Below are 789 nucleotides of genomic sequence, written 5' to 3'. Positions count from 1 at the left end.
ACCCCCGTAATCGTGAGGTTCAGGCGCCGACGGTTTTGAGGATGGTGCCAAAGGGGCTGCTTCCGGTGAGGCGTGCGGTATCGACGACGGTGCGGATGGCCGCTTCGCCCTCAGCCGCCCACATCGCGCGGTAGCCGTTGGTGACCTTTCGCTGGACGACGGACGGGCGCAGCAGCCTCTCAGAACCGTTGTTGGTCGGTTCGACCGCGCCGGGGTGGGCGAGGAAGACCAGGAGCTGATGGCGAGCCCGACCGATCTTGGCCTGCAGATCGCGGGTCAGGTCGCAGCGGCTCGGCGTGGCGAGGATGGCGCCGAGCTGCCGATCCAGACTTCGGCGTTTGGCGGCCAGCGTCGAGGCGGCCAGATCGGTGACGCGCTCGGCCAGGGCGAACACGGATCGCAGCCAGATCTGCAGGCGCCATGGGACCGGATCATCGCTGGTCTCGACGACGTAGGCGACGTCGCGTGCGAGATGGGCGAGGCAGGTCTGGTGCGCGGCGGCGTGGCCCTGCTGGGCGGTGTAGCGGTCCGAGATCCACACCGCGGGCCGGTGGCCGTCCATCATCTCCCGAACCACCACGGCTCCCCGCGTCGGGGAGGCCGTGTGCACCACCGCGTCGGCCGCGTGGAAGACCCAATGATAGGCGTTGCTGCCCTCGATGCGCACGCCGGTCTCGTCCGAGGCAACGACGGTGGCGCGGCGCAGCGTCGAGACGGCCTCGTCGCGGCCGGGACGGAAGCGCTTCTGCGCGCGCTGGAGAAGGTTCATCAGCCCGCCCTGGCTGAGCG

The 789-nt window shown here is 70.0% G+C and carries 1 protein-coding gene; it reads right to left on the bottom strand.

What is annotated here, in order from left to right; genetic code table 11:
• Positions 1–19: 19 nt before the first annotated feature.
• The coding region (locus G3T14_RS24400) for an IS66 family transposase (protein ID WP_163645040.1) at positions 20–789 on the bottom strand (770 nt) is incomplete at its 5' end.

It is taken from the genome of Methylobacterium sp. BTF04 (genome assembly GCF_010692745.1).
Classification (GTDB): Bacteria; Pseudomonadota; Alphaproteobacteria; order Rhizobiales; family Beijerinckiaceae; genus Methylobacterium.
The sequence above is the reverse complement of the archived record's forward strand: the minus strand, read 5'-3'. Positions and strand labels throughout refer to the sequence as shown.